Raw genomic sequence first — 3,513 nt, 5'->3', positions numbered from 1 at the left:
TCATATTTTTCAACAAGGAATTTGCTGAATTGATGATAGGCATTTCGTATTTTATTGTTTTTTCTGTTCAGCCATTTATAGTACTTTTTTAGTGTTTTTTGATAATTTTGGCTCATGTATTTTTGTCTGGATAATTTTCGTTGATATTTTTGGATCATCTTGTCCTCCTTTTTTAAGTCGAGATTGGCTATTTCTTGACCGTTGGAAAGTGTTGCAAGATTTTTTAAACCTAAATCAATACCAACTTCTTTTCCAGTCTTATCTAAATATTCTACTGTTGTGGTTATGTTTATTATTGCGTAATATTTGTCGTTTTCCTTTTTAACGGTTACATTGTTGATTTTACTTTTTTTCAGTAGTTTTTTGTATTCTTTGCTTGTGCGGTAGTGTATGTATCCTAATTTTGCTAATCTGATTCGTCTATTGGTTATTCGTATGTTGTTGCCGTTTTTTTGAATTCTGAATGATTGTTTAGGGTTTTTCTTAGATTTGAATTTAGGGTAGTTGTGTGTTCCTTTGAAGAAATTTGTGAATGATTTGTTTAAGTCTCTAAAAACCTGCTGCTGGCTTGTGGATTCTCCTTCACGTAAAAAACTATGTTCCTGTTTTAACATCTTTAAAATAGCATTCAAGTTACGTATATTGGGATTTAAAGGATAACCGTGGGATTTGAACAATTGGTATAGTTCATTGTATCGGTTTAAAATATTATTCCATATAAACCTTGCATTTCCCATATTTTGATTCAAAACATGCTCCATTGACTTATCTGGAAAAATATCTACCTTTAAACCTTTATTAACAACACTACTCATAAAAAAACACCACATTTTTTTCTATAATTTTCCATGAAAAAAAATATACGTTCACAAGATATTAATAATATATGCACATGCATAATATATAAAAGAAACCAGAGAGCAGAAGATCACTATTTTTCCAACATTAAAAAAAATACTACAAAATCAACATACCAAAAATGGTATAAACTTTTCAAGATAAACTATAATATAATGGTGATTAATTATGCCTGTTATTACAATAGCTGGAAACGAGAACATTAGCATTGAGGATAAACGTGAAATGGTTAAGAAGGTCTCCGAGACCGTGGCTAAAGCTTATGGTTTGCCTATTGAAGCGATAACCGTACTGGTTCAGGCTTACAAGACTGATGATATCGGTGTTGCCGGCGAGCTTCTAAGCGACAGAAAATAAGAATATGATTTTGGAGAGCTACAATGACTAAAAGCTCTCCAATTCAAGTTCAAACCAAAAAAGAACTTAAAGTATTTGACTAAACAAATACATGTTAATATTGGTTTACATTGTTTTTAAAAATTACTTTTTAGAATAAGTTTCATCTTTTATTGTAATCAAGTCGAGCTCGACCAGCTCGTCAAGGCTTCTTTTGATTTTCATTGTGAAGTTTCCTGACCGGTACCTTGCAAGCCTCGCCTCAAGATCATCGACTGTGGAATCATCGACATTGTCATACACGATTTTCTGGAATGGCGTCAGCTTGAAGATAACATCTTCAAGGGGATTGGTGACATTGCTCAAGTCCCACACATCGTCATGAGCCTTGACATTGTACTTCTCCTCAAGCCGAGGGATGATATCAACCAGTTCATCAAGGTATGGGTGTGATGCAAGGCCGTGATTGTGCTTGATGATTTTGACAAGGAACCTGTTGTATGACCGCTCAAGACTGACATCATTTTCATCGTCATACGTGTCGAGGACATACACCTTCCCGTCGATGACATCCGTGATTTTGATTTTTCCCGTTTCATCGTCATGCATGATTGTTGAAAAAGTTCCAGTGTCCCAGTTGTTGTCAAGGAGATGGTTTCTCACGAAGCTTGCATCCTCTATGTTGTCATAGTATCCGAATATGTAATCGTCACCCATTATTGTTTTTTGTATTATGAATGTGTCGAATACTCTTGCGATGTTGAGTCCGTATCTGGAATTGTTCGGGTTTCTCCTTTGCCTTTTAATCAGCTTTTCCACAAGTTCCACTGATGGTTCGGTTGCGGTTCTTGCCGTGATGTGGAGCTTGTCGTCTGCGACTGTGAGGATGATGTATCCCTCATCGATTTGGATTACATTCGGAATCCTGGTCATGTCCCAGTCATGACTTGTGAGAATGTCTCGTGCCATGATGGCATCGTCAAGGTTCATGTACCTGCCATATGTTTTCGAGCCCTTGTATATAGTGTATGATTTGCGGTTTTTGCGGATGTGCTTTTCTGTCATTGAACATCATTTTATTTTAACATTTTAATATATTTTTTCATTCAAAGAGAGGTGGATTTCAAGTGTAAACGTTTGGAAAATACTCATTTTCATGAATTGATATTTAAAAAATTATTTAACAGTTAAAATGATTGTTTATGTTTTGTTTTTATGGATTTCAACATTGAATAGACATGGGCGACTTAACGGTTGAATGTGGAGTTGAACGTTAGTTACTATAATGCAATCTTCTTACAGTAAACCGGCTAAAACCTGCTGATTTGTGATTTGATAATTGCACTTGCCATGTTTGATGGGTTGTTTTCAATGCAAATTCCAAAGCATGATTGAATGATTTTGACATGCCATTTCATGAAACTTGAAATCTGACATGCATAACATTTGATTTCAAGGCTTTTGAATGATTTTAAATTGTTTAATTGATTATTTGAAGCCGGATTGTAAAGTTATTGTTGGTTTTAACTTGAAATCCATGATTATTGATTGGTTTTACTTGATTTGAGTGGTGTACATATGGTGTTGATTGGGCGGTGGAACAGTCAGTCGTGACTGTCATGGTCTGGAAATGCCATGGTCATCCCTCCCTTTTCGACACTATGACAGGATGTGGGTTTCCATGTCTGGAGCGGAGTGATCGTGTTGAGTTATTGTAAGGATATTTTTTTCCAAGACACAAAATACTGGAATTCCGTGAAAAATAACATGTGCTTTAAATTGCAGAGACAATTTATTAAATCAATAATATAGCAATTACTTTCAATAATATTGATTGTAAAATAAATTAAATGATATGTTCTCTTAGGCATTGTCAAAAACACACTGGGAAATGTAGATGAGAGAAATGAAATTATGCGAAATCCCACAATAATTGAAAAAGCATTATGATTCCCGCAACAGACAGTGAAAAAATGGATGATGAGAATCCCCTTCAAAGGAAAAACTTCCCATGAAAACATGAAAAATAAGCCGGTACCAGCAGGTTACTTGAAAAAAATATTATGCGAATAACTCACTTGAACACTTAAAAAATAGGAATAGGGAGTGATGCTCCCTTATCTTTTAACTTTGACTGTTTTTTTAACAGTTTTTTTGACAAAAGTAACCGTATAGGTGATTTTTTTGCCACGTTTCAGTTTCTTCAGCACATTCTTCTTGATTGTGACCTTAGCGACACCCTTCTTGTTGGTTTTAGCCTTGTAGGTTTTGCCCTTGAACTTGAATTTGAGCACCTTGCCCTTGACTTTCTTTCCGTCG

At 35.0% G+C, this 3,513-nt stretch carries 4 protein-coding genes; 1 reads left to right on the top strand and 3 read right to left on the bottom strand.

All coding sequences use genetic code 11. From position 1 onward, the window contains the following. The coding region (locus ACKI30_RS08970) for an RNA-guided endonuclease InsQ/TnpB family protein (protein WP_407411763.1) at positions 1-815 on the bottom strand (815 nt) is incomplete at its 3' end. A gap of 211 nt (positions 816-1,026) precedes the next feature. Between ACKI30_RS08970 and dmpI the strand changes: the two genes are divergently transcribed. Then, on the top strand, positions 1,027-1,215 hold the full coding sequence (gene dmpI, locus ACKI30_RS08965) for a 4-oxalocrotonate tautomerase DmpI (RefSeq protein WP_407411761.1): 189 nt from the start codon (positions 1,027-1,029) through the stop codon (positions 1,213-1,215). Positions 1,216-1,338: 123 nt separating this feature from the next. Here the strand turns inward: dmpI and ACKI30_RS08960 are convergent, their stop codons facing one another. Both ACKI30_RS08960 and ACKI30_RS08955 read right to left on the bottom strand, forming a co-directional pair. Further along, positions 1,339-2,259 carry a hypothetical protein gene (locus ACKI30_RS08960; RefSeq protein ID WP_407411759.1) on the bottom strand — a complete coding sequence of 307 codons (921 nt, stop codon included), beginning with the start codon at positions 2,257-2,259 and terminating at the stop codon, positions 1,339-1,341. Between the two features lie 1,052 nt (positions 2,260-3,311). Continuing rightward, the coding region (locus ACKI30_RS08955; RefSeq protein ID WP_407411757.1) for a hypothetical protein at positions 3,312-3,513 on the bottom strand (202 nt) is incomplete at its 5' end.

This window comes from Methanobrevibacter sp. (assembly GCF_045539575.1).
Classification (GTDB): domain Archaea; phylum Methanobacteriota; class Methanobacteria; order Methanobacteriales; family Methanobacteriaceae; genus Methanocatella.
Note: the sequence above shows the minus strand (reverse complement) of the source record. Positions and strands in the feature narration are given on the sequence as shown.